This window comes from Spirochaetota bacterium (assembly GCA_017999915.1).
In the GTDB taxonomy this organism is placed as follows: Bacteria; Spirochaetota; UBA4802; order UBA4802; family UBA5550; genus RBG-16-49-21.
The window spans coordinates 34,387-57,944 of sequence record JAGNKX010000006.1 but is presented as its reverse complement, the minus strand read 5'-3'; the positions used below and the strand labels follow the sequence as shown (position 1 = coordinate 57,944).

Sequence of the window (23,558 nt, the reverse complement as noted above, 5' to 3'; positions counted from 1 at the left end):
GCCTCCCTTGACTGCGACAGGTATCACCATTAAATATGGCATTGCAGGACGGCTTCGGCAAGCAAAAAATTTAGAGCAGATCGCTGGCGATCTCCGCGAGTTGGGAGCGCTCCCCCTTCTCCAGGGTCACATGGGCGTAAATCTCCTGGCCCTTCATCTTGTCGATGAGGTAGGTGAGGCCATTGGAGCGGGAGTCGAGGTAGGGCGTGTCGATCTGGTAGGGGTCGCCGGTGAACACGATCTTGGTGCCCTCGCCGGCGCGGGTTATGATGGTCTTGACCTCGTGGGGCGTCAGGTTCTGGGCCTCGTCCACGATGAAGAAGACCTTGGAGAGGCTCCGGCCCCGGATGTAGGCCAGGGCCATGATGAGGAGCTTCTCGTTGTTCACCATGTCGGATATGCGGCGGTAGTCCTGGGTGTCCTCGTCGAACTGGTTCTTGATCACCGAGAGGTTGTCGAAGAGGGGCTGCATGTAGGGATCGAGCTTGCTCCTGATATCGCCGGGAAGGTAGCCGATGTCGCGGTTCGACAGGGGGATGATGGGCCTCGCCAGGAGTATCTGCTTGTAGCTGTTGCGCTTTTCCAGCGCCGCGGCCAGGGCCATCAGGGTCTTGCCGGTGCCGGACTTGCCCGCCAGGGTCACGAGCTTGATGTCGTTGTTCATGAGGGCGTCCAGGGAGAAGGTCTGCTCGGCGTTGCGGGGATGGATGCCGTAGGCCTTCTTCTTCTCGACCACGTGGAGCAGGCCCGAATGCTTCTGGTACGAGGTGAGGGCGCTCTTGGTGCCGTTCCGTATGATGAAATACTCGTTCGGCATCGGGTCCCGGCCGTTCAGGAGCTCCCCGGCGGGAATGGCCCCCTCGCGGTAGATCCGGTCCACCTGGCCCGGCTCGACGTTCTCTATCATGTTCTTCCCGGTGTAGAGCTCGCCGATATCCTTGACCTTGCCGGTCTCGTAGTCCTCCGCCTGCACACCGATGCTCTTCGCCTTCATGCGCAGGTTGATGTCCTTCGACACCAGGAAGACCCGGTCCCTGCCGTACTGCCCGGAGAGGTTGTGGGCGAGGGATAGGATGCGGTGGTCGGAGCTGTCCTCCCAGAAGATGTCCTTCAGGTCCCTCCCCATCTTGACGTTGGTCTCCACGAAGAGGAACCCGCCGGTGCCCAGGGGCACGCCGGTGCCCGGAAGGTCGTAGCCGATGATGGCGTCAAGCTCCCGGGAGAACTCCCGGGCGTTGTAATTGATGATCTCGTTGCCGCGCTTGAACTTGTCGATTTCTTCCAGGAGGGTGATGGGGATGACTACATTGTGCTCCTCAAAGGAGTAGATGCAGCGGTAATCATAGAGAACAACGTTGGTGTCGAGAACGAATATCTTGTTGGAGTTCGTGTCTAGCATACACTCTATGAGACATAATACGATATCACACAAAAATTGCAAGTGTAAAATTATTACTGATTCCGCTTTTTCACTGGCGACTGGACAGATACAACCTACCCCGCGTCATCAGGCTGGCAGCATGAAAAAGAAGAATCATTCACGGCCAATCCTCCATTTAAAACAGCCGGGTCTATGAGGAATACGCCGACAGAGGCCGCCTTTTTTTAACTTTTTATTGATAATCCCTTTATAATTTCTTAACAAATCTGGCTCATCTTAACAATGATGGAAACCCCAAATGTCCAATATCAATATGCGTCCGCGCCTATGACAGAAAAAAAGAAAAAAAAAGACAACAACGCCATGAGCCTCGTTGCGGAAAAAATATTCGAAAAGTTTTTCATGATAATTGGGCTGTCGTGCCTCTTTGTCCTGCTCCTCATAATGATCTTCCTCTTTTCAGAGGGACTTCCGGTGCTGAAGGACGTCGGAATCGGGGATTTTCTCTTAGGCACCCAGTGGTACCCGACCAGCGTCAATCCCCGCTTCGGCATCATGCCCCTCATCGCCGCATCGGTGGCGGTTACCCTGCTGGCCTCGGTCTTCGCGGTTCCCCTTTCCCTGGCCATCGCCGTGTACCTGTCGGAGCTGGCGTCCCCCCGGGTGCGCGAGGTCGTGAAACCAGCGGTGGAGGTCATCGCGTCCATTCCATCCGTCATCATCGGCTTCTTCGGCATGGTGGTGGTGGCGCCCTTTCTGCAGCGATATTTCCACATCGATACGGGCCTTAACCTCTTTAACGCTTCCCTGATGCTCGCCTTCATGGCGATTCCCACCATCGCGAGCATATCCGAGGACGCCATATCGTCGGTGCCGGTGTCCCTCAAGGAGGCGTCCTACGCCCTGGGAGCGAACCGCTGGGAGACGATCTTCCACATCACCGTGCCGGCGGCCCTGTCCGGGATATGGACCGCCGTCATCCTGGGCATATCCCGCGTCATCGGCGAAACCATGGTGGTGCTGATGGTCGCCGGGGGCGCGGCGGTCCTACCGGGATCCATCTTCGATCCGGTCCGGCCCCTCACATCGAACATAGCGGCCGAGATGGCCGAGGCGCCCGTGGGCGGGAGCCATTACCACGCCCTCTTCGCCATCGGCATCATGCTCTTTATAATCACGTTCATCTTCAATTTGATCGCGGATTATCTCTCCAGCAAGTACAAATTCAAGGGGAACTGAGATGTTTTCACGTCAATCCAGATCCGAAGCGATCGAAAGAACGATGTTCACAGTCATCCGGGTAATGTCCTTCATGGTGCTGGGGGCGCTCCTGTTCATGGTCGGCTACATCATCATGAAGGGCTACACCGCCATATCGTGGGAATTCATATCCGAGATGCCCATGAGCGAAATGACCCGGGGCGGAATTTTCCCGGCCATCCTCGGCACCTTGTACCTGATGATCGGCTCGGCCCTGGTGTCGATCCCCATCGGAATCATCACCGCCATCTACCTGACCGAATACGCGAAAAAGCCCGCCCTGGTGAAGATCATCCGCCTCGGCGTGAGCAACCTGGCCGGCGTGCCCTCCGTGGTATTCGGCCTCTTCGGCCTCGCCCTTTTCGTGGTCTTCCTCGACTTCGGCACCTCCATCATCGCCGGGTCCCTCACCCTGGGCGTGCTGAACCTGCCGGTGATCATCCGCTCCACCGAGGAGGCGCTCATGACGGTGCCCATGACCTACCGCGAGGCGTCCCTCTCACTGGGGGCGACGCGGCTCCAGACCATTTTCAGGATCGTGCTTCCCAACGCCCTGCCGGGCATTCTCACCGGCGTGATGCTCTCCCTGGGCCGCGCCGCCGGGGAGACGGCGCCCATCATGTTCACCGCCGCATCCTACTACGCGCCGGACCTCCCCAACAGCATTTTCAGCGAAGTGATGGCCCTCCCCTACCACATCTACGTGATGGCCACCGCCGGGACGCACATCCAGGAGACGCGGCACCTCCAGTACGGGACCGCCATCATCCTCATCGTCCTCGTGCTTCTTCTCAATTCGATCGGCCTGGTGACGCGCTACCGCTTCCGGAAGCGCCTGAAGGGATAAATCAGCGGAACCACCGGAGGGGCTCCCGCGGGTTGGACGCGAGCTCTTTGTCGAAGAGGCACTGCAGCCGCGCCGCGGCGAGGCCGAAGTCGGTCAGGATAGACCGTACCGGCGACGAATAGGAGGAGAACTTTTCCCGCCGCGCAAATTTCTTATCGAAGCCCTTGTTGAAGAGATTGAATTCCCATTCTGCGGCGTTCCTGTCCACCGCCGCCTTGGCGGCGAGGCGCCCGGAGATGATGGCGCCCACGATGCCGTAACCCCAGAAAGGCTCGATCATGCCGGATAATGTCCCGGCGAGGATCACGTCCCCGGCGAAAAGGCGCACCGCCGCCGGCACCGCCATGGTCACGGACCGCCACGGCTCGGGATAACCGGTAACGCCTATTTTCGCGAGAACGGCCCGGTAGGCGTCCAGGTCGCCGTCGGTCAATGGCTTCCGCGAGAAGAGGAGATTGTAGTCGAGGCCGTGGACCCGGGCCGTGTACCCGTAATCGGTGGAAAAGGGCCCCATGTAGATGCTGCCGGTAGCGGACCGGTCGCCGGTCTCCCGCGCCGACCAGGCCCCATAGACCGTCCGGCAGGGGACACCGAAGGCCCCGTAGCCGGCCGCGTCAAGGCCCGTGGCCACGATGGTTCCGGGCCGGCGGGATTTGAAATCGGCTTTTCCGCCGAATTCGAACTTCACTCCTTCCCTGACGGCGATGTGATACAGGAAATTGTCGATGGACGTGGGCCGGGGTCCCCGCTCGATACAGAAGGCCCTGTTGTATTTCACGTAGGAAGGAAAAGTGAGGCGCCGTGTCTTGTTGTAAAAAACCGGGTAGGGATCGCAGGGCGCGAAGGCGCCGGTAAAATCGATGCCGGTGAACCGGCACAGCTCCGGGAGCTGCGCCGGAGTGGTGTGAACAGAGGGGTGGAGCATGGGAGAGCCGCCGATCTTCTTTTGCGCGTCGGAAATCGTGACCCGGAATCCTTCCCGGGCCAGGGATATCCCCGCCGTCATGCCGGCCAGGCCCGCCCCGATTATGTGAATGTGCCTGGTTTTCTTCATAATTAAACGTAGACCCCCTGTCCCCCTGAGGGGGCATGCGTCATAATCTTTTATAGATGATTTTTACGATCAGTATACAGATATAGCTATATATAAGTTAAATATAGCTTTCAATCATTATTTTTTTACATATATTCATGTAATATTTCCTTCGTGCCCCCTCAGGGGGACAGGGGGGTCAGCAAATTTTAAAATCAATTATTTCTGATGGTAATCTACCAACGAATATACACAGAATTGATTTTTGTATATTTTTTTAATCCGACATATTAATTCAGAATTATAAACATTAATATTGACGAAATGGACCTATTAATTTATATAATTCCACGGCATCAGATAAGGGGTTCAGTATCCCCGCTAAATCATCTGTCTGATTGTTTTCGTGTTTCCCTGAATACAATTCTGCTTTCCGAAAGGAGACATCTACATGGCATTTCGTTTTATCCCGCAGGAAGTGAAGTTTTTCGACATGTTTGACCAGCAGGCGGACAAGATTTCCCTGGCTGCCAGCGCCTTCAGAGACCTGGCTGCCTCGGGTAAGTGGGATGATGAAGGCATAACGATGATGCGCGATTTCGAACATGAATGCGATTCCATCACCCACGATATTATCGACAAGCTGAACCGCACCTTCATCACCCCCTTTGACCGCGAGGATATACACTCCCTGGCTCATGAGCTGGACAACGTCGTGGACATGCTCTACACCACGTCGAAACGCCTGCGCCTGTACAAGCTTGCGGTCGTGAACAACGACCTGATCCAGTTCTCGGACCTGATCGTTCAGTCGGTATCGGCCCTCAGCCGGGGCATCAAGGCAATGCGGAACCACAAGAATCCGAAGGACATATACGACGCCTGCATAGAGGTCAACCAGATCGAGAACATGGGCGACCAGCTCAGGGACGCCATAATCCTCAAGCTCTTCGACAAGACAAAGGACCCGATAAAGATCATTAAATGGAAGGAAATATTCGAGAGCGTCGAAACTGTCCTTGATATATGCGAGGACATCGCCAACCTGATGGAATCGATACTGGTCAAGCAGGGATGACGATGGACTATTATGTTCTCTTCCTCATACTGCTGGCGCTCCTCTTCGATTTTCTCAATGGATTCCATGACGCCGCCAATTCGATAGCCACGGTCGTATCTACGCGCGTTCTTTCCCCCCGCTATGCCGTGGCGTGGGCAGCCTTTTTCAACTTCATCGCCTTTCTTTTCTTCGGCCTCCACGTGGCGGGCACCATTGGCAAGGGAATCATCGACATTTCCATAATGGACAAGGACCTTATCCTGGCCACCCTTGTGGCCGCCTGCCTCTGGGATGTCATCACCTGGTATTTCGGGCTTCCGACCAGCTCGTCCCACGCCCTTATGGGCGGGCTTATCGGGGCGGCCGTTGTCAAGGCGGGACTCAAGGGCCTCGTCTGGTCCGGCATACTCAAAACCATCGCCTTCATATTTATCTCTCCCCTGCTGGGTCTTTTTCTCGGACTGGTCTTCGGCACCATCGTATATCGCCTCTTCAGGAAAAGCGCGCCGACCCAGGTCGACAAATATTTCCGCAAGGGACAGCTCGTATCGGCGGCCCTCTACAGCCTGGGACACGGGGGCAACGACGCCCAGAAGACCATGGGTATCATAGCCGGCCTTTTGATCAGCACGGGTTCGATAACCCTCGCCCCGGGCCAGCAGATGCAGGACGCCATCCCACTCTGGGTGGTCCTTTCCTGCCAGGGAGCCATATCGATGGGCACAATGTTCGGGGGCTGGCGCATCGTAAAGACCATGGGCCAGAAAGTCGCCAAGCTGAGGCCCGTCGACGGCTTTTGCGCGGAGAGCGCCGCCGCCGCGACCCTTTACTTTTCCACGTTCCTCGGCGTGCCGGTCAGCACGACCCACACCATCACCGGATCCATCATGGGCGTCGGCGCGATGAGAAGCCTGGCAGCCGTTCGATGGGGCGTCGCCGGCCAGATCGTATGGGCCTGGATACTCACCATACCGTGCGCCGCGGTCATATCGGCCATCACCTATTTCATTGTTTCATGACGAGGCAGGGCCTCCACGCCGTTCATGGGACGCCCTGTTTTCCTGCCGGCGGGAAACGCCCGCGTTTAAATTTCTATGATGAACTTCGTCCCGGACGATGAGGATGTGACCTTGATATTCCATCCCAGTATCTCAGCCGCGTGCTTCACGATGGAAAGCCCCAGGCCCGTGCCGCCGGTGGCCCGGGACCTGCTTTTATCGACACGATAAAAACGTTCAAATATGCGGTCTATCGAGTCTTCGGGGATGCCGACTCCGGTATCAACGATCGCGACAGTCAGCCGGCTGCCGTTTTTTTCCATGTCGACGGCTATGGATCCGCCTTCCGTATTGTAATTGACGGCATTATCGATGATGTTGAAGAGAATCTCCTCGGCAAGGAACTTATTCCCCTGCACCCGGGCGTTCTGCCCGTCCGTATTGAACGTAATTGAAATGTTCTTCTTCTGGGCCTTGGGGATAAGTATATCGATGCTGCTGCGTATTATTTCGCGCACGTCGACGTACTCGGCCGCGAACTCCATCGATGTTTCAAGACGGTTTAGCTTCAATATGTCGTTTATAAGGGAGCTCTGACGATCGACGTTCGCCAGGGCCTTGTGCAGCAGCTCCTTCGCCATAACCGGATCGGACAGGTGCGGCTCCATGGTCTCAAGATATCCCTTCAGGATCGCGATGGGTGTCTTGAGCTCGTGGGACATGTTGCCCACCAGGTCGGTCTTCATCTGTTCGACCTTTTTCCTCTCGGTGGTGTCGTGGAGTACGATGAGTATGCCCCCCGCGTTTTGCTCGCCGGAAATGGGATTGATGAAGACGTCGCAGTGCCGCCCGTTCAGGAACGTTTCCTCGAACATCGCCGGCATGTTGGTCGCGTGGGCCTGCTCTATCCTGGTGTTCAATGCCCGGTTCCGTATGGCCTCGAAAAAAAGCTTCCCCACGACCGCCGATTCTATATCAAGCAGGGACTTGAAGGCGCGGTTCGCGATAAGTATGCTCTTGTCCCTGCCGACCACGGCGATGCCGTCGTTGATGCTTTCGATCGTCGTCTCCAGCTTGTTCTGCTCAAAAAGCAGCGAGTCGATCTTTTCAACGACGGTGTCGGCCAGGCGGTTGAGCGCCTTCTGGAGCGTTCCGATCTCGTCGTCGCTGTAATTGGGGATCCTCCGCCCGAATTCGCCGTTTGAAAAATCGCGGGCGAACCGCACGGTTTCGTTGATCGGCCTGGTGATCCGCCGGGAAACGATAACGACGATGATCGAGGAGAGGAAGAGGGCCGCGGCGCCGACCATGAGGATGTATCCCCTGAGCAACGCTATGCTCTCGTCGACCTCCCGCAGGGGCTTGGCGAGCCTGATGATTTCCATGTCGGACTTCTTGGCGATGTAGAGCATGTCCGTCTTCAATGTGCCGCTGTACCTGATGCTTTCGCCGGACCCGCGGGAAATGGCGTCCTTGATCTCGACGCGGTAACGGTGGTTGTCCATCTCATCCACATGGGTGTATTCCGAATCGGCGAGGACCCTGCCGGAGAAATCCACCAGCGTTATGCGCAGATTGACGATGGAAGACAGCTCCCGAACGCGAGATTCCCTGTCGGTCACGGTCCCGGCCAGGTACCGCTGCGGGGCGTTGCGGATCTCCAGCTCGATGAAGTTGATCTTCTCCGTCATTTCCCGCTTGAGGACAGAATGATGGTAGTCCCTTATATGATCTATGATGAGAAAAAGCAGCACGATGATGAGCGTCGTTATCAGGACTATATACGAAACGATGATGCGGTTCCCGATCTTTTTCTTCAGCATGGCGTTCCTTTATTTCTTAAATCCGTAGCCGACGCCGGAGAACGTCTTTATGACGTTCTTGTACGGCCCCAGCTTTTTACGGAGATTCATGACATGGACATCGATGGTCCGGTCGATGACGTACACGTCCTGGCCCTTGATGCTGTCGATGATATTGTCCCGCGTGAAGATCTTGCCGGGATTGGCCAGGAGGAGCCGGAGGATCTCGAATTCCGTTTTGGTCAGGTCGACGCCGTTCCCGTCCACGGTCAGGCTGTAATGGTCCGGATTCAGCTCAATCCCCTCGTGGACGAGGGAGCACGAGGCGGGGGCCCCGTTTTCCACCCGCGCCAGGCGCCTGAACATGGCCTTCACCCGCGACTTGAGCTCCTTAACGCTGAAGGGCTTGGTCATGTAGTCGTCCCCGCCCAGCTCGAGGCCGAGGACCCTGTCGATCTCATCGGACCGTGCGGAAAGAAAAATGATCGGGATATGCCTGTATTGCGTCGCGGCGCGGACCCTCCGGCAGAATTCGAACCCGTCGATGCCGGGCATCATGATATCAAGAATGAACAGGTCCGGGACATCGGTCTCCAGGGCCTTCAGGGCCTCCTCGGCGGAGGAGTGGCAGAAAACGTCATACCCCTCGGCGCGGAGGTTTATCTTAACGATATCCTGTATGTCCCTTTCATCGTCGATGACAAAAATTTTTTTTTGCATCATACACCCCGGCACTATTATAACGCGTCTATTTTACTCGTCGGCGTGCCTGATGTCAACCCCTTCAATATAATATATGGAGCGTTCCGCGACATTGGTGACATGGTCCCCGATACGCTCCAGCGCCTTCGACACCATGATGAGCCCCAGCGCCTGGGATATGCTGTGGGCGTTCTCCGCCATGTAGGTGAAGAGCTCACGGTACACCTGCATGTTCAGCGTGTCTATATCGCGGTCACGGGCGATGACTTCCCTCGCCTTGTCGGCATTGCGATCCGTAATGGCTGTGAAGACGTCGCGGAGCATAGCGATCGCTATCTCGGCCATGCGCGGAATGTCCACCAGGGGCTTCAGCGTCGGGCGGCCGTGGAGGCTTATGGCCTCGTTGGCGATATTGGTGGCGAGGTCGCCGATGCGCTCCAGGTCCGTGTTGATCTTCAGCATCGCCAGGACGAACCTCAGGTGAACGGCCGCGGGCTGTCGCGTGACGAGCACCTTGATGCACTCGTTGTCGATCTCGACCTCCAGGTTGTCGAGCAGCGAATCGTCCCGCAGGACCTGCTCGGCCAGCCGCGCGTCGGATTCCTTCATGGCCCGCACGGATTTCGCTATGGATTCGATGGCCAGGTCGGCCATTTCGAACACCTTTGATTTTATTGTTTCGAGCTCCTGCTCAAGATGCGTGGTCATCGACTCCCCCCTTATTATCCGAACTTCCCGGTGATATAATTTTCAGTCATTTCTATGTCCGGCTTGGTAAATATCTTCTCGGTCGAATTAATTTCTATCAGGTCTCCCAGGTAGAAAAAGGCCGTTTCATCGCTCACCCGCGCCGCCTGCTGCATATTGTGCGTTACGATGATGATGGTGTAGTTCTTTTTGAGGTCCTGTATCAATTCCTCGATCTTCTGCGTGGATATGGGATCCAGGGCCGACGCCGGCTCGTCCATGAGTATCACTTCCGGCTGGACCGCTATGGTGCGGGCAATGCAGAGCCGCTGCTGCTGGCCGCCGGACAGGCCCAGGGCCGACTCGTCCAGGCGGTCCTTGACCTCGTCCCAGAGGGCGGTGCTTTTAAGGGATTTCTCCACTATGCTCTCGATCTCGTATTTGTCCCTGATGCCGTTGATCCTGAGGCCATAGGCGATATTTTCAAAAATGGATTTCGGAAAGGGGTTGGACTTCTGGAACACCATGCCGACCCTGCGGCGCAGGGCGGTCACGTTATACTTCGGGTGAAATATCGAATCGCCGTCGATGCTCAGGTCCCCCTCGACCCTGGTGTTCGGTATGATATCGTTCATGCGGTTTATGCAGCGCAGAAAGGTCGATTTTCCGCATCCGGACGGCCCTATGAGGGCGAGCACCGTATTGCTCTTAACGGTCAGGGAAACGTTTTTGATCGCCGGAACGCTTCCATAATAAAACGTAAGATTTGACGTGGTTATTTTTACCGTCATGTCATATGCCTGCTTATAATATCTGGGTCCCTTAAAAAATAGGAATTATCAAGAATTTCGTTTCGTTTTTCACCGGCAATGCGACATCCGTCGCTTTCACAGGGTCCCGGGCCGATGAGGTAAACGCCTCTCCGCAATCAACTTGGCATCAATTTTCATCATTACTATAATTCCTATTATCTGTTAAAGAAATATAACATTATTGTAAAGATTTTGTTAATATCATGGCGTCCAGGAATAGGTCCTGCCATCATCAGGGCTGAAACAGCCCGGTAAAATCATGCAGGCGATAATCTGTTAAATATAACGCGGCTTTATGTTCCTGGAGGCGGCATCATAATCTCATTATTATGTAACATATAATTAACATCATATTCATAAGTTCTTCATATTTTCTTTAAATTGAAGCCATACAATCTTATTAATTCAATACATATCCAGGAGGATTATTAAATGAAGAAAATATTATTAATGGCCTGTGCCGCCCTGCTTTCGGCAGCCATGACCGTCACATTCGTTTCCTGCAAGAAGGACAAGGGAAACCGCGTCGTGGTCAAAGGATCAACCACCGTCCTGCCCATAACGCAGAAGGCGGCGGAAGCCTTTAAAAAAGCGGAAGGCATCAACGTCTTCGTCGAGGGAAGCGGATCCGGGAACGGCATCAAGGCCCTCGTCGACGGCGGCTGCGATATCGCCAACTCATCCCGCGAAATGAAGGCTGAAGAAAAGGAATCCGCAAAGAAGAAAGAGATCCAGGTCAAAGAAATTCTCATAGCCTATGACATGATCGTGCCCATCGTGCACCCGTCGAACCCGGTAAAAAACCTTACCATGGACCAGCTCAAAGCCATCTATGACGGCTCGATCAAGAACTGGAAGGAGCTGGGCGGCAAGGATGAGAACATCGTCGTCATTTCCCGCGATACCAGCTCCGGCACCTATGAGATCTGGCATGAAAAGGTCATGAAGAAGACCGATGTTCGGGGCGACGCGCTCCTGCAGGCCTCCAATGGCGCCATCGTGACGACCGTCGCCGGCAACGCCAAGGCGATCGGCTATGTCGGTTTCGGCTATATCAACGACACGGTCAAGGGCGTCACCGTCAACGGCGTCGACGTCACCATAGAAAACGGCAAATCGGGCAAATTCCCTGTATCACGGAAACTGTACATGTATATCAACGAAAACAAGCTATCGAATAACGCGAAAAGATTCATCGATTACCTGATGGGCGCCGCAGGCCAGGCCCTGGTAAAAGAAGCCGGATACATTCCCCTGTAAATAAATACCCCAAAAAATCAAAAAACCGGGTCGTCCTGATGCCGATCCGGTTTTTTTTCATTATATTCAAAATAAAAATTATTATTACACAGCGCCAGTTTATCCATTCACCTCTATTTCACAATTTATTTACAGGACCATAATTTTTTCTTCATGAATCAGTGTCTATATTTCCTGTGAACTTGAAAGTTCACATAATGCCGGGATATTTATTCCCCGCATCACATATTAAACACTTACGTGGAGGATTATATGAGTAATAAAATACTGTCACTAATCATAGGGACCGTCATTGTCCTGAGCAGCAGCGCTGTATTTTCACAGGAGAAGCAGGAAAAAAAAGACGACGACAAGAAAGCCGCCGTGGAAGAAAAGAAGGGAGACAGGAAAAGCGACGACAAGGCCCTCGAAGCCATCAAGGACATCTACCGCCGCCTCGATATCGGGGTAAAGATCTACATGGACTGGATCAGCCAGTGGGGCCACAAGGACCCCTCCACCTTCGACAAGGTGGGACTAGCGAAAAAGGACCCGAGCTCCTACCAGGAGAAGAACAACAACTCATTCAGAATCAACCGCGCCTACCTCGATATCAGGTACAAGATCAACGATATCCTGACCGCCCGGCTGACAACGGACGTGGACGGCCAGGTAACGCCGGCGGCCGACACCAACGCCGCGTTCCACATTTTCCTGAAATACGCCTATATCGAAGCTAAAAAGGATTTCGGCCCGGTATGGATAGGCGCTACCGGCGGCCTTTTAGAGACCCCGACCATAAGCCTTATTGATAAGATCAGCGATTACCGCTGGATCAGCCAGAACTACATCGACCAATCGAAAAACGTTATCGGCCAGTCACTGGACAACTCCGCCGACCTGGGCATCAAGGCCTCCTTCGGCGTGAAGAAATACCTGACCCTGTCAGGCTCCTTTACCAACGGCGGCGGATTTAAAAAAGACGAGTCGAACTCGTACAAGGCCGCCACCTACATCGCCCAGGTGAGCCCGGTCAAGGACCTCTACCTCCTCGGATTCGGCAGGAATGAGATCACTGACAAATACGACTACACCGGCAAAAAGGCGAAGCGCGAATACTACGGCTATGGCATCATCTATTCGACAGACCTGATCAAGATCGGCGCGACCCATTCCTTTCCCTATATCACCACCGTGGGCCTGGCGTCGAAATTCAATTCGGCCTATAAATGGAACGGCGCAGAGCTTTATTTTTACCCGAAGCTGAGACGGGGATACATGATCATAGACACATTTTTCAACTTCAACCTCGGCGCAGTGGTTCCCGAAGCCCCGCTGCTTGTCACTGGCCGCTTTGTCTATGGACTCCAGAGGAAAACAACCCAGAAAGCCTACACCGACACCGAATACCATAAGGAAAGGGTTTCCCTTCTCTATGCGCTGGGGATCGGATGGAAGTTCAACCAAAATGTCCGCATCCTTCTTGGCGGCGAGCTCCAGAGATATATCGTAAGGAAACCCCGGGAGCTCCGGTACCTGGAAACGCAATCTGCCGGCACTAACTGGTTCAATGCGGTATTCAACGGCGCCAGCACCTATGCCTTTGTCCCGGCCAAGGACCCCAAGGATACGAAGCGGGTTTATGTAAAAGCGGAAATATCCTTCTAACTGTTACCTGAAAAACTCCTTCCCTGGAGTTTTTCAATGGTGGTTTGCTGTTTTTCAGCAAACTGCTAAATGCTGCATTTACGAGCCCATGGCGCAACTTAATGCCATGGGCTTTGTATTTTTCCGATAGTTATCGGCTGATAGGCGGTTGTTACCGGTAGGTGAGCCACTGTGGAGTCAGAGCAGATAGTAATTTTGACGGGCTTTTAACGATTGTTATCGTCCCTGGTTGCTCTGACCCCACGATTGATTCCGATAGTTATCGGTTGCAGGGGAAAATAAACTGCGCCAATTAAAAATAATTCTATCCACCGATAACAATCGGTAAAATTTTCACCACAAATAATTATACATTTAAATATTTTTGTTTAAATAATCAACATCGCCAATCCACATTACTCTGACCCCCTACTATTTTATTGTTGACATATTAGAATATTATTCTAAAATATAATTCTAATTTAAGATTTAACAGTTAACCCATGAAAAAACTCAAATCTAAACATTCCGCGTCTCCGGGACGTAAACTCAAAGTTATCCATGGAGCCCTCGCCTGCTTTTCAGAAAAGGGCTTCACCGAGACAAGCATCAGCGACGTGTGCGCCCGGTCCGGCATGAGCGTCGGGAGCCTCTACCACCATTTCAAGTCCAAGGAGCAGCTCGCTGCGGCCGTCTATATCGAAGGGATCAGGGATTACCAGCAGGGTTACATCAAGGCCCTTCAATCGGAGACAGGGGCGCGGAACGGTGTGACCGCCATCATCAGTTACCATTTGCATTGGGTCGATAAAAACCGGGAATGGGCCCGCTATCTCTTCCAGAAGCGCCATGCCGATTTCATGGGCGACACGGAGGATGAGTTTGCGAAATTGAACGAGGGATTTTACAAGGAAGTATCGTCCTGGTTCAAAAAGCATATCGAGGCGGGAACGATCCGGCGCCTCACGCCGGACCTGTACCCGGCCATCATGATGGGTCCCTGCCAGGAATATTCCAGGGTCCACCTTTCAGGGCAGGCTGCAACTCCCCTGGAAAAAGCCATTGAGCTGATCGCCGACGCGGTCTGGCGCGCACTGGCGACGACGTCGGAACAGAATACTATATAAAAAATCAAAGGAGGCGGGTCATGGGCGATGTATATGAACAATTGCGGGAGCGTCTCGACGCCATGTCGACCGGGTTCCCCAGGACAGAGAACAGGGGCGATATGGCGATCCTCAGGCGGCTCTTTACGGAGAAAGACGCCTCGCTCTTTCTCCAGATGACCCCGATGCTGGAGACGCCGGCGGACGCAGCGAAAAGACTTGGCCGCGGCGAGGAGGAGCTGGCCGGCCACATGGAAGACATGGCGAAGCGTGGCCTCCTGTTCCGGCTGCGCCGGCCCGATTCCGTGAAATACGGCGCCATTCCCTTCATCATCGGCATCATGGAGTTCCAGGTGGGTCACCTGGACAAGGACCTCGCCCGGGAGATGGAAGCCAACTACGAGGGAGGTTTCGGCCGATCGATCACCGCCACCGCGACCCCCCTGATGCGATCGGTGCCGGTCGACAGGGACGTGGCCGCCGGGGCCTCCATCGCCCCCTACGATGATGTCATGAAGATCCTCGGCGAGCAGAAGACGATCATGGTCGCGGAATGTTTCTGCCGCAAGGCGAGCGGTCTCCTCGGCAAGGGGTGCGATATGCCCCTCGAGGCCTGCTTCTCCTTCGGCACCCAGGCCGATTTCTACGTCGAAAACGGCATGGGACGGTACTTGGGCCCGGACGAAGCGAAGGCCCTCGTGAAGAAGAACCTCGACGCCGCGCCCCTGGTGATCCAGATGGCCAACACCCAAAAGGGCGGGGGCTTCTGCATGTGCTGCGGCGACTGCTGCGGCCTGCTCCGCTCCCTGAAAATGCAGCCGAACCCGGCGGAGGCGGCGCGAAGCAATTATCGCGCCGCGGTGGACGGCTCCTCCTGCTCAGGGTGCGAGGCCTGCGTTGACCGGTGCCAGATGGACGCCATCGCCATGGCCGACGGGACCGCGACCATCGATCACAGGCGCTGCATAGGCTGCGGAAACTGCGCCACCGGCTGTCCCTCGGGGGCGGTGAGGCTCGAAAAGAAACCGGATGATTCGCTCTATGTGCCCTCCGAGAATTTCATGACCACCTATGTGAAGATCGCAAAAGAGCGCGGCAAGATGTAAATCGCGGAGGTTTATCATGGATTCTTTACAGCACCTTTCACCGTACCGCATCCGGGATTATCTCGCCAAGGGATGGCTCACCCATGACGGCATGTGGTTTTTCAACGCCCTGAACACCCTGGGAATCGAAACAGCCAATGCACTGAACCGGGCAGCCATCCGCTCCATGGCGTCAATGGAGATGCAGAGGACCATGGCCATACTGGGCATAACGCCCCAGGATCTCGGCGCCTTTCCGGACCTTGCGGATTTCATGATCAGGGCATTGGACATGGTCCTGCCGGCTTCCATATTAAAGCACTACCATGCCACGATGCTGCCTCCAAACATTTTCAGGTGGGAATGGGAGCCCGGAGAGTGCTTTGCCTACAAGGGAATAAAACTGGCCGGCTGCATTGACCGCTACTCCTGCGGTGTCATCTACAGGATTGGCTGCTGGCTCGATGCTTTGGGAATAGAACACCGCATTGAGCCGAATCCCGACACCTGCATGATGCATGAAAAGGGTTACTGCCATGGCGATATTATCGTGAACCTACCCGGCTGAAATGACGCGCCCTGTTGCATCGGGGTGTCAGAGTAAAATAATCCGGCCCCTGATTCAAGCATTGTGTATACAGTGTACGCGATCGACTATCGCGTCTTCCTACCAAAAAATTCCGTCAAAGAACAATTTATATCTGGACAATAATTAGCTCCATCGGTTCATATTTTGGATCAGAAATGATCGATACTCAATGACGACCTCGGGGGTTTCCATGGGCGGCAATAAAACAACAATGAGCAGAAAGGATTTCCTGAAACTGTCGGCGGCCTCCCTGGCCTATGCCACCATCGCCGGCTCCCAGACCGGGTGCTCCACCCTCCAGGGAATGAAGCCTCCAGCGTCAGATTCCAGGAAGGGCCTGTTCATCAGGAATTGCAATATAGTCGATGTCGAGAAGGGCGAGATCAGAAGGGGTCAGAGCATCACCATCATTGATGAAAGAATCGTCAGGATAGATGAGGCGAAGAACCCTCCCTCGCCGGATTTCGGCGTTATGGACGGGGATAATAAATTCGTCATCCCCGGCCTCATAGACGCCCACTGCCACACCACGCTCCCCTGCATCAACGGCGCGGACGCGGGGCTCCTGAACGACATCCTCATCCAGATTGACCGGAACTACGTCCAGCAGATCCACGCCGGGGTTACCACGGTGCGCGACGCCGGGTCCGCGCCGAAGCTTCTCCCCAAGTACCTCGATAAGATAAAAAAAGGGTCCATCGCAGGCCCGCGGATAAACCACTGCACCAGGTTTATCAATATTAAAAACAGCCATCCCGACATAGATATCCGCTTCGTGAGCGCCTTCGGCGCCATGGTCCTGGCTTTCTCCGGCGATCCCAACTGCCACTTCACCGACATCAACGACTTGAAGCGGAAGCTCGCCCTGAATTACGAAAGCAAGCCTGATTTCGTAAAGCTCACCATGGATAATGTTTCCGTCATGTGCGGAAGGGAAAAGCTGGACACCTACTCCGGGGAACACCTGAAGGTCATCCAGGATTGGGCGGCGGAGCGCAACCTGCCGGTGACGGCCCATATCCACCGCAAGTTCGGCTTCGACCGGGCCATCGAGTACGGCATCAACATGGAGCACACCATCGGCGACGCCTCCATAACAGACAAGGAAGCCGGGCAGATGGCGGCGAAGAAGCTCTCCATCGTCCCCACCATGCAGCTGGCCCAGGTCCTCTGCCACGAGGAGCAATACGATAAGCTCCCAGACGATTTCCGCAGCGACTACATCGACGAGGAGCTTAAGGATCGCAGGGACTTTCTCTACAACTTCAACGACAGGTACGCGCAGCCGTCGCTCCACCGGTTCAACATGGAGCTGCTGAAAAGCTATAAGAAGTATCCCTGCGAAGAGCTGTACCAGCGCAAGATACTTCTCACCAAGTCGGACCTCTATTTCGGCGTCCTGAAATACGGCCCGGCCAATCTCGCAAAAATGAAGCAGGCCGGGGTCCTGATCGGCTGCGGCACCGACGCTGGGGTCGGCTATTCATATCACGGCACCATCTGGCGCGAAATGGAAATGCTGACCCGCATCGGCTTTTCCAACCTTGAGGCCCTCCGCTGCGCCACCCTGAACAACGCCAGGATCCTCAGGATGGAAGACAGGATCGGATCAATCGCAACCGGCAAGCTGGGCGACCTGGTGCTCCTCGGGAAGGACCCGCTCCGGGATATCAGGGCCTGCCGTGAGCCCCTCGCGGTCATCAAGGGGGGAAGGATCATGTACCAGTCGCCGGCCGCGTCTCGTAAGGGTTAATGGTTACGACTGATTAATAACTTGAATTACAAAAAGGAGCGCGGGTTGCTCACGCTAACAGGGAACAGGATGTTCCCGCCCGCCATAGTACAAGGACGTACTATTTTGGCGGGTGAGCGGGAGTGACCCGTGCCCCTTTCTATTCACTTTTTTTTCCTGACCAGGAAATGCGCGTCTCCCACATTGAGGTCGTCCCTGCCGGCGAATTTCTTATTGATCTTCATCCGTGGTATTTCATGGGAGATGGTATTCTCCCACACCAGCTCGAGGCCGTTCGCTTCGAACATGTCGAGATATTCCCTGTAGCGAACCCTGTTGGTGTAGGTCACGGCCTCGTCGGTGAGAAGGTGGTCCCAGGTGAAATCCGAATACTTGTAGAACAGGAAGGGATTGCCGAAGAAATGGAACTTGTCCTTGAGGTCGATGACATGATACATCATGCCGCCGGGATTGAGGAGCCCGGACATCCTCCGGATGTACCGGTCGAGGCCCTTTATGTGATGGAGCACCGCTATGGAATATATGAAATCAACCTTCCGGTCGAGGGTGCATTCGCACAGGTCGCCGCCGATGAAGGTGACGCACTTCTCGTTGAGGCAGCAGGTCCTTTCGTCCACGTAGTCGAACTTCTTCACCCGGCGCTTTGTCTTGAAAAACTCAATCTCGTTTCTTATGTAGGATTTCTGCCTCTCCGAATCGGTATAGCGGGGAAACTTATCGATGAGGATGACCTCCCTGGCGCCGTTCCGGAGAAAATTGAAGGCGTTGATATAGGAGTTCCCCGGCCCCAGCTCCAGGATCCTCTTGCCCTCGATCTTGAACCTGTTCTTTTTCAACGCGCCGGCTATTATGTCAAAATAGCTGTTGAGCGATTCATAGTTGCTGCTGTAGAGCCAGGGAAGCAGAAAATTGAAGACCTTGTAAAATTTCAGCCTGCAGTAAACAAAGCGTATGATGAAATCGAACCTGGTGATCAGAAACCGCACCAGCGGACCTCCCTTCGTGACGGCGCTCATGGATGGCATACCCCGGATTATTTAGATTTTGAATTATCACCAACATCATGGATGATATCATGTCAATCAAAAACAAGCATCACCCGACGTTATTTAAGAACATCTTCGGTTTTTGCAGATAATCCGTGCAATACCGGCATATTTCATAATAGCATGTTTCGACGTTCCCATGTGACTGATACAGACAGTGGGTAACGCCGCATTGCATGCATCCCTTGCAGTCCTCGCATCGCTTCAGTGTATACTGGACGTTTATCTGCATGATCACCCCTTGAAGTGGTCATAACCGCCTTTCAGCTCCACCCTCTCACCTCCCCTGCTGATGAAAAGGCCCTTCTCTTTGGGAAGGATCTCTCCCACCACGGTAAAATCGGAGAAATCTTTTTTAAGGGGCTCCAGGTTTTCCGGAGGGATGGTGAAGACCAGCTCGAAGTCCTCTCCGCCGTAAAGGGCGTAGAGCCTGGGATCGCCCCCGGCGATGCGCGCCGCCTCGATGGTAATGCCGGAGAGAGGGATATTCTCCCAGTCGATGCGCGCCCCGGTGCCGCTCTCCTCGCAGATATGGCCCACCTCGCTGCCGAGTCCGTCGCTCACGTCGATCATGGCCCGGCCGTGGCGTGCTATGGCCTTTCCCTCAGCCTCCAGGCGGCTCTTCGGCTCGAGGTATCCGGCCAGGTAGCCGTCCTTTTTTCCGGCGAGAAGGAGCCTGAGGCCCGCTTCGCTCTTCCCCAGGGTGCCGGTGACGCAGATCAGGTGCCCCGGCTCCGCCTGGGAGCGGAGGCGTACGCGCTCCCTTTCAACGTCGCCGATCAGGGCAAGGTTGAGGACCAGCTCACGGCCGTGGGTGGTGTCGCCGCCGATGAGGGCCACGCCGTGCCTGTTCGCGGAATCGTAGAGTCCGCGGTAGAGCTCGTCCATGAACTCCACCTCGGTCTCATGGGTCAGGGCAAGGGATATGAAGGCCCACCGCGGGCTCCCCCCCATGGAGATGATGTCCGACACGTTCACCTCCATGAGCTTCATTCCCACCTGGTAGGGGCTGTACCAGTCCATCCGGAAGTGGCTGTTCTCCACCATCATGTCCACGGTGACGAGGAGATATTTGTCCGCGGTGTATTCCAGCACGGCGCAGTCGTCCCCCACGCCCCGTATGATGGCGGGGTCCCTGTAGGATACGCCTGTCATCCTCTTAATGAAGGCGAACTCTCCGCCAATATCGGAGATCTTCATTTATGGTACCGCGTCCTGCATTCCTTGTTGATCTTCGCCGAGCAGAAGTCGCCGCACATGGTGCAGACATCGGCGTCATCCTTTCCCGTCTCCTTCCGGACCGCGCGGGCCTTCTCCGGGTTCATGGATATCCGGTACATGGACTCCCAGTCCAGGTTGCTCCGGGCCCGGGACATGGCGTCGTCCCGGTCCCTCGCGCCGGGGATGCCCCGGGCTATGTCCGCGGCATGGGCCGCTATCTTCGAGGCCACCACGCCGTCGATGACATCCTGGATATCCGGAAGGCCCAGGTGCTCCTTCGGCGTGAGGTAGCAGAGGAAATCAGCCCCGTAAAAGGCGGCCAGGGCACCGCCGATGGCGCCGGTGAGATGGTCGTAGCCCGGCGAGCAGTCGGTCACCAGGGGCCCGAGGACATAGAAGGGGGCGCCGTCGCAGTACTTCTTCTGCATCTCAATGTTTTCCTTTATCAGGTGGAGCGGCACATGGCCCGGCCCCTCTATCATGACCTGCACGTTCTTCGCCCGGGCCCGGGCAGCCAGCTCGCCCAGGGTCTTCAGCTCCTCGTACTGCGCCCGGTCGCTGGCGTCCGCCAGGCAGCCGGGCCTGAGGCCGTCGCCCAGGCTCAGGGTAACGTCGTGCTCCCGGGCCATGTCCAGAATCTCGTCGTAGCGGGTGAAGAGCGGGTTCTCCCGGTCATGGTGGAGCATCCACTTGATGAGGAAGCTCCCGCCCCGCGACACCACGCCCATGATGCGGGAGTCCAGGAGGGGCACGCACTGCCTCGTCACGCCGCAGTGGACGGTGATGAAGTCGACACCGTCCTCGATATGGGTCCGGATCGATTCGAGGAAATCGTCCTCACCGAGGCCCGCCACGTCGGGGCAGCGCACGATGGCCTCGTACACCGGCACCGTGCCCACGGGCACCCTCGACTCGGCGACGATCGTCCTGCGCATGGCGCGGATGTCGCCGCCGGTGGAAAGGTCCATCACCGTGTCGGCCCCGTAGCGCACGGAGGCGGCCAGCTTCTCCAGCTCCATGGCCGGGTCGTTGTTGTATCCGGAGGTGCCGATGTTGGCGTTGATCTTGATCCTCATGCCCCGGCCGATCCCCACCGGAACGCAGTCGTGGAGACCGCTCTTGCAGATTACGGTCTTCCCGGCCGCGATATCGTCGCGGATTTCTTCAGCCGAGAGGGGCTCCCGCTCCGCCACGGAGCGCATCTCCGGGGTAATGGTTCCTTTCTTCGCTTCTTCAAGTTGTGTCATAGGTTGAACTTCCTTTGAAACTTTAATATTTCAGCCGCGACATCGGGCTTAGTGACTACGGCAGATATGGCGCACACCATGTCCGCGCCCGCCCTGATCACATCGTCCGCGTTGGACAGATCAATGCCGCCGATGGCCACCAGGGGCACCCTGCAGGCCCGCTGTATCGCCGCCAGGGTCTCCGTGCCGCAGGGCGCGCCGGCGTCGGCCTTGGTTCCCGTGGCGTAGATGGGGCTCACGCCCAGGTAATCGGCGCCGGCCCGCTCCGCCGCCACTGCCTCGGCGACGTCATGGACGGTGACGCCAATGATTTTCCCCGCTCCCAGGAGGCGCCGCGCCTCTCCGTAGGGCAGGTCCTCGTTCCCGATATGGACGCCGTCTGCGTCCACCGCCAGGGCGATGTCGATCCGGTCATTGATGATGAGACGGGCGCCGCTCCCGGCGCAGATCTCCCTGAGGCGGCGCGCCTCGTCGTAGAGGCGCCGCGTGTCCGCGGTCTTGTTCCGGTACTGGACCACCGCAACGCCGGCGGCCGCGGCCTTTTCAGCGTCGCTCATGATGCCGGCCGCGCTCAGGGCCTCGTCGGTGATAAAATAATATCCTTTCATGGGACGATCTTCTGCATTGATTCGACATCCTCTTTTTTCAGGTTATAGATGCAGTCAAAGAGGCGCTCCTTGAAGGTGCCGGGCCCGGCCGAGAGCATCATGGCGAGCTCCGCCGCGATGCCGTAGCAGCCGAGGCCGGCCGCTGCCGCTGCGGCCATATCCCCCGGCGTCGCGCCGGCAAAGGCCCCGATGACCGACGCGGCCATGCACCCGGTGCCGACCACATGGGTCATCATCTCGTGGCCGTTCTTCACGGAGTAGATCGTCGCGGCATCGGCGACGATGTCTTCCCTGCCGGTTATCACAACGACGCACTTCCGCTCCTTCGCCAGGGATGACGCGACCTCGCGCAGGTCATGGGCCACCTCCGTGGAGTCGACGCCGCGGGTGCGCACGTCCTTTCCGGCGATGCGCGCAATCTCCGAGGCGTTTCCTTTTATAATGTCGATTCTCACCGAGTCGAGCAGCTCGAAGCTCTTGGCGTCCCTGAAGGGAGTGGCGCCGGCGCCGCACACGTCCAGCGCCACCGGGATTCCTTTTTTATTGGCCGCCTTCGCGGCGATCTTCATGGTCTCGATGATATCCGAGGTCAGGGTGCCGATATTCAGCACCAGGGCCGAGGCGATGCCCGCCATGTCGGCCGCCTCCTCAGGCGCGTGGGCCATGACCGGCGACGCGCCGAAGGACTTCACCACCTGGGCGCAGTCGTAGATTGTGACCCAGTTGGTCAGATGATGGACCACGGGACTTTTCCCGCGGACCGCTTCAAGATAGGGATAAGCGTTCATGAATGATAATCCTTGCTGTTATAAAATCATTTTCCCTCCCCCTTGATGGGGGCCGCTCTTGGCCATCCGTGGCCTCCGCGGCATTGGGACATCCTGTCCGGCAGATGTCAGGTGGGGGTGATTATTCTTTCAGTAAGAGTATACTTTTTTCACCCTCCCCTTTCCCCTCCCATCAAGGGAGGGGTATTTTTTGATACTGATATTATTTTATCTAATGACTATACCTTATGCCATATATACTCACCGGAGGGTTTGTCGTGAGGAGATCGGATTATTGGCCTTGGCTCCCTTCGCTGGCATTACCCAGAGCAGGTTCATCGGGTATAATCTCAGGCTCCTTAAGGAACCACCCCATGGCAATACAACAATACTAAAATACCCTCCCGGCGTCAAGTACTCGTCAAATAATTTTATCATGTATTTCAGTATGACATTATGGTGCATATCCCTGAAGCGCCGCGCATCATCATGAAACCGGGGCCACCCCGCGCCATTGGGTGCAATTAATGGTTTGACGAAAGAACAGCCCGATGATACCATCAGCGGAGACAAATAGTTCCACTTCCAATTATCAGCATCGCCGGCTGACTGTTTCATCGGCTCAACATGTTTTCCATATTCTGCTGCATGGAGATTGTACCGATGGC

At 55.8% G+C, this 23,558-nt stretch carries 21 protein-coding genes and 1 riboswitch; of the genes, 10 read left to right on the top strand and 11 right to left on the bottom strand.

Annotated features, from left to right (window positions below):
• Nucleotides 1-70: 70 nt before the first annotated feature.
• Nucleotides 71-1,399, bottom strand: a complete 1,329-nt coding sequence (locus KA369_10250; protein MBP7736340.1) for a PhoH family protein — start codon at nt 1,397-1,399, stop codon at nt 71-73.
• 345 nt (nt 1,400-1,744) lie between these two features.
• Here KA369_10250 and pstC point away from each other — a divergent pair, with 345 nt between their 5' ends.
• Together pstC and pstA are read left to right on the top strand one after the other, a co-directional pair.
• Nucleotides 1,745-2,620 (top strand): phosphate ABC transporter permease subunit PstC, encoded by an 876-nt coding sequence (gene pstC / locus KA369_10245; protein ID MBP7736339.1) that lies wholly within the window; start codon nt 1,745-1,747, stop codon nt 2,618-2,620.
• Between the two features lies 1 nt (nt 2,621).
• On the top strand, nt 2,622-3,488 hold the full coding sequence (gene pstA, locus KA369_10240) for a phosphate ABC transporter permease PstA (GenBank protein MBP7736338.1): 867 nt from the start codon (nt 2,622-2,624) through the stop codon (nt 3,486-3,488).
• Between the two features lies 1 nt (nt 3,489).
• On the opposite strand, the gene KA369_10235 is transcribed toward pstA, so the two are convergent.
• On the bottom strand, nt 3,490-4,542 hold the full coding sequence (locus tag KA369_10235; protein MBP7736337.1) for an NAD(P)-binding protein: 1,053 nt from the start codon (nt 4,540-4,542) through the stop codon (nt 3,490-3,492).
• Between the two features lie 430 nt (nt 4,543-4,972).
• Here KA369_10235 and KA369_10230 point away from each other — a divergent pair, with 430 nt between their 5' ends.
• Both KA369_10230 and KA369_10225 read left to right on the top strand, forming a co-directional pair.
• Nucleotides 4,973-5,599: a DUF47 domain-containing protein gene (locus KA369_10230; protein ID MBP7736336.1), complete on the top strand. Its 627-nt coding sequence runs from the start codon at nt 4,973-4,975 to the stop codon at nt 5,597-5,599.
• Nucleotides 5,596-6,600 (top strand): inorganic phosphate transporter, encoded by a 1,005-nt coding sequence (locus KA369_10225; protein ID MBP7736335.1) that lies wholly within the window; start codon nt 5,596-5,598, stop codon nt 6,598-6,600. Before KA369_10230 ends, KA369_10225 begins: the two co-directional genes overlap by 4 nt.
• A 65-nt stretch (nt 6,601-6,665) precedes the next feature.
• Here KA369_10225 and KA369_10220 read toward each other — a convergent pair whose 3' ends face one another.
• From KA369_10220 to KA369_10205, 4 genes are read right to left on the bottom strand one after another with little or no spacing between them, the layout of a single operon-like run.
• On the bottom strand, nt 6,666-8,402 hold the full coding sequence (locus KA369_10220; GenBank protein ID MBP7736334.1) for a HAMP domain-containing protein: 1,737 nt from the start codon (nt 8,400-8,402) through the stop codon (nt 6,666-6,668).
• Between the two features lie 9 nt (nt 8,403-8,411).
• On the bottom strand, nt 8,412-9,101 hold the full coding sequence (locus KA369_10215) for a response regulator transcription factor (protein MBP7736333.1): 690 nt from the start codon (nt 9,099-9,101) through the stop codon (nt 8,412-8,414).
• Nucleotides 9,102-9,134: 33 nt separating this feature from the next.
• Nucleotides 9,135-9,791: a phosphate signaling complex protein PhoU gene (gene phoU, locus KA369_10210; protein MBP7736332.1), complete on the bottom strand. Its 657-nt coding sequence runs from the start codon at nt 9,789-9,791 to the stop codon at nt 9,135-9,137.
• Between the two features lie 14 nt (nt 9,792-9,805).
• Nucleotides 9,806-10,561 (bottom strand): phosphate ABC transporter ATP-binding protein, encoded by a 756-nt coding sequence (locus KA369_10205; protein MBP7736331.1) that lies wholly within the window; start codon nt 10,559-10,561, stop codon nt 9,806-9,808.
• A 453-nt stretch (nt 10,562-11,014) separates the two neighbouring features.
• Here KA369_10205 and KA369_10200 point away from each other — a divergent pair, with 453 nt between their 5' ends.
• The 6 genes from KA369_10200 to KA369_10175 all read left to right on the top strand — a co-directional run bounded on the left by KA369_10200 (nt 11,015) and on the right by KA369_10175 (nt 18,001).
• Nucleotides 11,015-11,842, top strand: coding sequence for a phosphate ABC transporter substrate-binding protein (locus tag KA369_10200; protein MBP7736330.1), 828 nt, complete (start codon nt 11,015-11,017; stop codon nt 11,840-11,842).
• A gap of 252 nt (nt 11,843-12,094) precedes the next feature.
• Nucleotides 12,095-13,489: a hypothetical protein gene (locus tag KA369_10195; GenBank protein MBP7736329.1), complete on the top strand. Its 1,395-nt coding sequence runs from the start codon at nt 12,095-12,097 to the stop codon at nt 13,487-13,489.
• A gap of 482 nt (nt 13,490-13,971) precedes the next feature.
• Nucleotides 13,972-14,595, top strand: a complete 624-nt coding sequence (locus KA369_10190; GenBank protein MBP7736328.1) for a TetR/AcrR family transcriptional regulator — start codon at nt 13,972-13,974, stop codon at nt 14,593-14,595.
• Between the two features lie 20 nt (nt 14,596-14,615).
• Nucleotides 14,616-15,680: a 4Fe-4S binding protein gene (locus KA369_10185; protein MBP7736327.1), complete on the top strand. Its 1,065-nt coding sequence runs from the start codon at nt 14,616-14,618 to the stop codon at nt 15,678-15,680.
• A gap of 16 nt (nt 15,681-15,696) precedes the next feature.
• Nucleotides 15,697-16,227, top strand: coding sequence for a hypothetical protein (locus tag KA369_10180; protein ID MBP7736326.1), 531 nt, complete (start codon nt 15,697-15,699; stop codon nt 16,225-16,227).
• 211 nt (nt 16,228-16,438) lie between these two features.
• Nucleotides 16,439-18,001: an amidohydrolase family protein gene (locus KA369_10175; protein ID MBP7736325.1), complete on the top strand. Its 1,563-nt coding sequence runs from the start codon at nt 16,439-16,441 to the stop codon at nt 17,999-18,001.
• Nucleotides 18,002-18,144: 143 nt separating this feature from the next.
• Here the strand turns inward: KA369_10175 and KA369_10170 are convergent, their stop codons facing one another.
• From KA369_10170 to thiM, 5 genes are all read right to left on the bottom strand, one after another.
• On the bottom strand, nt 18,145-19,017 hold the full coding sequence (locus KA369_10170) for a class I SAM-dependent methyltransferase (GenBank protein MBP7736324.1): 873 nt from the start codon (nt 19,015-19,017) through the stop codon (nt 18,145-18,147).
• A 264-nt stretch (nt 19,018-19,281) separates the two neighbouring features.
• On the bottom strand, nt 19,282-20,247 hold the full coding sequence (thiL, locus tag KA369_10165; protein ID MBP7736323.1) for a thiamine-phosphate kinase: 966 nt from the start codon (nt 20,245-20,247) through the stop codon (nt 19,282-19,284).
• Complete coding sequence (gene thiC / locus KA369_10160) at nt 20,244-21,515, bottom strand: phosphomethylpyrimidine synthase ThiC (protein ID MBP7736322.1); 1,272 nt, start codon at nt 21,513-21,515, stop codon at nt 20,244-20,246. The genes thiL and thiC overlap by 4 nt, the downstream gene beginning before the upstream one ends.
• The gene (gene thiE / locus KA369_10155) at nt 21,512-22,123 is read right to left on the bottom strand and encodes a thiamine phosphate synthase (GenBank protein ID MBP7736321.1); all 612 of its coding nucleotides are present in this window, start codon (nt 22,121-22,123) and stop codon (nt 21,512-21,514) included. Before thiE ends, thiC begins: the two co-directional genes overlap by 4 nt.
• Nucleotides 22,120-22,911 carry a hydroxyethylthiazole kinase gene (thiM, locus tag KA369_10150; protein ID MBP7736320.1) on the bottom strand — a complete coding sequence of 264 codons (792 nt, stop codon included), beginning with the start codon at nt 22,909-22,911 and terminating at the stop codon, nt 22,120-22,122. Before thiM ends, thiE begins: the two co-directional genes overlap by 4 nt.
• 268 nt (nt 22,912-23,179) lie before the next feature.
• Nucleotides 23,180-23,276: riboswitch (TPP riboswitch) on the bottom strand.
• Nucleotides 23,277-23,558: the final 282 nt, after the last annotated feature.

Excerpts from the sequence above, each read along its gene's own strand:
- KA369_10190 (MBP7736328.1), top strand. The coding sequence starts at position 13,972 with ATGAAAAAACTCAAATCTAAACATTCCGCGTCTCCGGGACGTAAACTC.
- pstA (MBP7736338.1), top strand. The coding sequence starts at position 2,622 with ATGTTTTCACGTCAATCCAGATCCGAAGCGATCGAAAGAACGATGTTC.
- KA369_10235 (MBP7736337.1), bottom strand. The coding sequence starts at position 4,542 with ATGAAGAAAACCAGGCACATTCACATAATCGGGGCGGGCCTGGCCGGC.
- pstC (MBP7736339.1), top strand. The coding sequence starts at position 1,745 with ATGAGCCTCGTTGCGGAAAAAATATTCGAAAAGTTTTTCATGATAATT.
- KA369_10200 (MBP7736330.1), top strand. The coding sequence starts at position 11,015 with ATGAAGAAAATATTATTAATGGCCTGTGCCGCCCTGCTTTCGGCAGCC.
- KA369_10185 (MBP7736327.1), top strand. The coding sequence starts at position 14,616 with ATGGGCGATGTATATGAACAATTGCGGGAGCGTCTCGACGCCATGTCG.
- KA369_10225 (MBP7736335.1), top strand. The coding sequence starts at position 5,596 with ATGACGATGGACTATTATGTTCTCTTCCTCATACTGCTGGCGCTCCTC.
- KA369_10180 (MBP7736326.1), top strand. The coding sequence starts at position 15,697 with ATGGATTCTTTACAGCACCTTTCACCGTACCGCATCCGGGATTATCTC.
- phoU (MBP7736332.1), bottom strand. The coding sequence starts at position 9,791 with ATGACCACGCATCTTGAGCAGGAGCTCGAAACAATAAAATCAAAGGTG.
- KA369_10215 (MBP7736333.1), bottom strand. The coding sequence starts at position 9,101 with ATGCAAAAAAAAATTTTTGTCATCGACGATGAAAGGGACATACAGGAT.
- KA369_10170 (MBP7736324.1), bottom strand. The coding sequence starts at position 19,017 with ATGAGCGCCGTCACGAAGGGAGGTCCGCTGGTGCGGTTTCTGATCACC.
- KA369_10195 (MBP7736329.1), top strand. The coding sequence starts at position 12,095 with ATGAGTAATAAAATACTGTCACTAATCATAGGGACCGTCATTGTCCTG.
- thiE (MBP7736321.1), bottom strand. The coding sequence starts at position 22,123 with ATGAAAGGATATTATTTTATCACCGACGAGGCCCTGAGCGCGGCCGGC.
- thiC (MBP7736322.1), bottom strand. The coding sequence starts at position 21,515 with ATGACACAACTTGAAGAAGCGAAGAAAGGAACCATTACCCCGGAGATG.
- KA369_10175 (MBP7736325.1), top strand. The coding sequence starts at position 16,439 with ATGGGCGGCAATAAAACAACAATGAGCAGAAAGGATTTCCTGAAACTG.
- KA369_10205 (MBP7736331.1), bottom strand. The coding sequence starts at position 10,561 with ATGACGGTAAAAATAACCACGTCAAATCTTACGTTTTATTATGGAAGC.
- KA369_10250 (MBP7736340.1), bottom strand. The coding sequence starts at position 1,399 with ATGCTAGACACGAACTCCAACAAGATATTCGTTCTCGACACCAACGTT.
- thiL (MBP7736323.1), bottom strand. The coding sequence starts at position 20,247 with ATGAAGATCTCCGATATTGGCGGAGAGTTCGCCTTCATTAAGAGGATG.
- thiM (MBP7736320.1), bottom strand. The coding sequence starts at position 22,911 with ATGAACGCTTATCCCTATCTTGAAGCGGTCCGCGGGAAAAGTCCCGTG.
- KA369_10220 (MBP7736334.1), bottom strand. The coding sequence starts at position 8,402 with ATGCTGAAGAAAAAGATCGGGAACCGCATCATCGTTTCGTATATAGTC.
- KA369_10230 (MBP7736336.1), top strand. The coding sequence starts at position 4,973 with ATGGCATTTCGTTTTATCCCGCAGGAAGTGAAGTTTTTCGACATGTTT.